The 3625-nt window shown below is 64.6% G+C and carries 4 protein-coding genes and 1 tRNA gene; 3 read left to right on the top strand and 2 right to left on the bottom strand.

Annotation, left to right across the window (positions count from 1 at the left end; genetic code table 11):
• From ACIQ36_RS19245 to ACIQ36_RS19235, 3 genes are all read left to right on the top strand, one after another.
• Positions 1-1090, top strand: a 1090-nt coding sequence (locus tag ACIQ36_RS19245; RefSeq protein WP_395832369.1) for a ribonuclease E/G, incomplete at its 5' end; no start/stop codon positions are given.
• The gene (locus ACIQ36_RS19240) at positions 1087-1308 is read left to right on the top strand and encodes a DNA gyrase inhibitor YacG (RefSeq protein ID WP_395832367.1); all 222 of its coding nucleotides are present in this window, start codon (positions 1087-1089) and stop codon (positions 1306-1308) included. The genes ACIQ36_RS19245 and ACIQ36_RS19240, both read left to right, overlap by 4 nt.
• Positions 1309-1394: 86 nt before the next feature.
• A tRNA-Phe gene (locus ACIQ36_RS19235) sits at positions 1395-1470 on the top strand.
• Positions 1471-1733: 263 nt separating this feature from the next.
• Here ACIQ36_RS19235 and ACIQ36_RS19230 read toward each other — a convergent pair.
• Positions 1734-3119, bottom strand: a complete 1386-nt coding sequence (locus ACIQ36_RS19230) for a PepSY-associated TM helix domain-containing protein (protein WP_395832365.1) — start codon at positions 3117-3119, stop codon at positions 1734-1736.
• A 13-nt stretch (positions 3120-3132) separates the two neighbouring features.
• A partial coding sequence (locus tag ACIQ36_RS19225) for a helix-turn-helix domain-containing protein (protein ID WP_395832363.1) occupies positions 3133-3625 on the bottom strand: 493 nt, incomplete at its 5' end.

The raw sequence follows: 3625 nt of genomic DNA, 5'->3' as shown, positions 1-3625 counted from the left end.
GGGTGGCACGAGCGCGGCAAGCCTCCCGCTCGGCACCCGCTTGCTGGTGCAGGTCAGCCGCGCGGCCTCCGGCGATAAGCCGATGGGCGTGACCCGGTCGATGGAATGGGCCGGAACGCGGCTCTCCCTGTTTTTTCTGGAAGGGCGCACGGGCGAGCTTTCCGTCGCCCGGCAGTTGCCGGAAGCCGAGCGCACGCGCTTGCGGACGGTTCTGGCGGAGCTTTTGCCCTCCGAGCGGCTCGCGGCGGGGTTCGGGCTGACGGCGCTGCCCGCAGCCTCGGGCCTCTACCGGAAGTCGCTGGCGCAGGAGCTTGTCGCGCTGCTCGCCCAGGCGGATGGTCTTAGCCGCGACGGCCCGCCCGGTCCCGCCAGCGGTGCCGCCGCGCCGGTTCTGCGCGTGCTTACGGCGCTGGGGGCGAAAGCCGACCCGATCATCGCGCCCCTCACGCTGGCCCCGGAACTGCGCGCGGCAGGCTATGATCCGCAAATTGCCCCCGCGTTGGTCGATCCGTTCGAGCGTTTGGAGATTGACGCGGAGTTAGCGGAAGCCTGTTCGCCCGATGTGACCTTGCCGGGTGGCGCGCGGCTGTCGATTGAGCCCACCCGCGCGCTGACGGCCATCGATATCGATAAAGGCGGCGATACGCGCCCGCCGGAGGGGCTGGTAACAGCCTGCCTTATCGAAATCGCGCGGCAACTGCGTCTGCGTGGCGTGGGTGGCCTGATCGTCATCGATCCCCCCCGCTTGCCGACAAGCGCGCTCAACCGGGCGCTGGACCCCTTCAAAAGCCAGTTGGCGCGCGATCCCGTCGCAACCGACCTGTTGGGGCCGACGCGCGGCGGGTTGATCGAACTCACCCGCCCGCACCGAGGGCCGCCCCTGCGCGATTTGCTGCTGGGGCCGGAAGGGCACGCCCTCGCCGCCCTGCGCCGGCTGGTTTACACCGGTGAGATGCGCGCCCCTATTGCCGTTCCTGCGCCCGTTCTAGCTTGGCTGGAAACGCCGCAAGGGCAGGCGGCCCGCGCAGCGGCAACGGCGCGCTTGGGGCAGGCCCCGCGCTTCTGTTTAGAGGAGAGACCCGTATCATGACCGTGTTCGAGCCCGTGTCGATCCGCGTCGGGGGCGGCTGCCCGCTGTGCAACCGCCCCAGCGAGCCGCGCTTTCGCCCTTTCTGTTCGGAGCGTTGCCAACAGCTCGATCTGGGGCGTTGGTTGACGGAATCCTATCGGGTTCCGGGCCAGCCTTTGGAAGAAGATGAGGCGGCAGAAGCCTTTAGCGAAACTACACCCCGCCCGGATGACGATTAAACCGCCATTCGGGGCAGGAGTGCCGAGAGAAAACACCTAGACAGCCCCCCGGAACCTCGGCTATACCCCCCTTCGTTCCGACGGGCGCCCAGATAGCTCAGTTGGTAGAGCATGCGACTGAAAATCGCAGTGTCGCTGGTTCGATCCCGGCTCTGGGCACCACTTCCTTACATAAATATTTCACTATTTGATCGGCTTGATTTTCGAGATGTTAAACTCGAGATTTCGGGCGAATTTGCCTTTGCAGGGCCCTATGATGCCAAACAATTGAGCTGCCATGGGCCTGGACGCCGCCATCGACCATTACGCGGCGGGGGGCGCTAAAAGCGCGCAGACCGATCAGCGCCTGCGGACCAACCCGGCCTGCGGTTCCCCGACATAAAAAACCCCCTCCCCGGCGACGAACGCCGAGGAGGGGGCTCTCTCTAGCTTAGCGCTTTCTTCAAGGGTTTGATCCGCGAGAGCAACAGCATATCCAGCACCAGCACCGTAATCAGCACGGCCCCGGACAGCGGGAACAGCAACGAGGCGGCGACCATGACGATCGCGCCGGTTTTCCAGAGCGGCATATCTGCCATGGCGCGCGGGGCCACCAACCTGCCTGCGCCCTGGGGGCGGCGCAGCCACCACATGATGATGCCGCTGACCGACATCAAAATGATCGACAGGCAGAAAACTGTGACCAGGGCGATATTCCACACGCCCATATCGCCCTCGTGGAAGGCGATTCCGATAGCCATCGCTTTGCCCGCCAGCCCATAGGCGGCGAAGTCGACATCCGCCAGCACTTTGCCGGTGAAACGATCAAGATGAACCGTGCGGTCCGAGGTTGGGTCGGCGCTATCGTTGCTCATCGTATCGCGCGAGAGGGTCCAAACGCCCTTGTCGCCCTTGGGGAAAGCCAGTTGGAAGCGCCCGTCGAACCCTTGCACCCGCGCAAAGGCAATAACGCTATCGAGCGTTACCGGTGTGCCCGGCGCGATTCCCACGGCCCCGGCGGTTGAGCCGGAAGCGGGCATCGGCGTTTGCTCCAGCGTCCAGGGGACTTCCTTAACGCCGCCGTGGTTCATGCTGGCGTGGGTTTCATCCGAGAGGGGAACATTGTCCCATTTCTCCGCCGGGAACGTGCTCCAGGCTTGGGTGAATTTCTCGCCCCAGACGCCCGCCCAGGTCAGGCCGGTGAGCAGAAACACGGCCAGGATCACAGCGGCATAAGCCCCAACGGTAATGTGTAAGGATTTCCAGAACGCCCGCCCGCGTGCCGCTAAATCAGGCACCAAAACCGCCCGAAAACTCTGCCCGCCGCGCGGCCACCACATGTACAGGCCGGTGACGATCAGCACGATACCGAACCCGGCGGCGATCTCGATTAGCCAATCGCCGACATCGCCTAAGAAGAGCGTGCCGTGAATCTTACTGGCGAGATCATAGATGCCCGAGCGCCGGTCCCACGTCCCCAGCGCCGCGCCGGTGTAGGGGTCGACCGCGACCATGTGCGGCCCGGCGGCCCCATTCACGCGGAAAACAGCGGGCTGCTCAGCGGTGCGCGGGGCGATGTATTGAACGGCTTTCCCGCCCGTAACGGCGGCTTCGGCGGCGGCAGCCTGGGCAGAAACGGCAACAGTGGTAGCCTGTGGGGCGACCGAATAAATCTTTTCGCCGTCACGGCCGACCAATACCGCCGACCACAGCATGAGCAGCCCGGTGACGGCGAGCATGATCAGGAACGGGGCAACATAAAGCCCCGCATAAAAATGCCAGCGCCAGGCAGTTGCATAGAACCGCCGATCTTCGGAGGGAGTCGTCGACATGGGTTTTCCTTTCTCAAGGTTCGGTTTGAAGGCGCAGCCCCTTGGCCATGAACGAGGGGCGCTCGCCCCCCGTCGCGGCTTCCAGGGTTTTAAGGTTTTTGATGGTGATGATTTCGGGTGTGTCGAACCCGATGATCTCCTGCCGTTTGAGGGCATTGAGGCAGCGGCTCACGGTCTCGCCGGTGAGGCCCAACCAATCGGCCAGATCGGCGCGGGTAAGATGCAGGCGGAAAATCACCTCGGCATAGGCGAGGCCCCGGACCCGCGCGCCGAATTGATCGGCAAGGTCGAGCACGGCATAGGCGACACGCTCCAGGGCGGTTTTTCGGCCCAGCAAAGTTGCGTGATGTTGCGACCGGCGCAGCATGAGTAGGGCGGCGTCGACCAACTCGGAACTCGCGCGGGGATCGAGCAGTTTGCGCCGCTCAAGATGGGTGGGGCTGAGGGTTTCGGCGGCGCAATCGGCTAGATCGGTGACACTGCTATGCAGCAGGCGGCCCGGCCCG

Origin of the sequence: Elstera sp., from assembly GCF_044372965.1 — a bacterium.
Lineage (GTDB): Bacteria > Pseudomonadota > Alphaproteobacteria > Elsterales > Elsteraceae > Elstera.
Note: the sequence above shows the minus strand (reverse complement) of the source record. Positions and strands in the feature narration are given on the sequence as shown.

Bases quoted from the DNA above. Each gene is read 5' to 3' on its own strand.
- ACIQ36_RS19240 (WP_395832367.1), top strand. From the start codon at position 1,087: ATGACCGTGTTCGAGCCCGTGTCGATCCGCGTCGGGGGCGGCTGCCCG.
- ACIQ36_RS19230 (WP_395832365.1), bottom strand. From the start codon at position 3,119: ATGTCGACGACTCCCTCCGAAGATCGGCGGTTCTATGCAACTGCCTGG.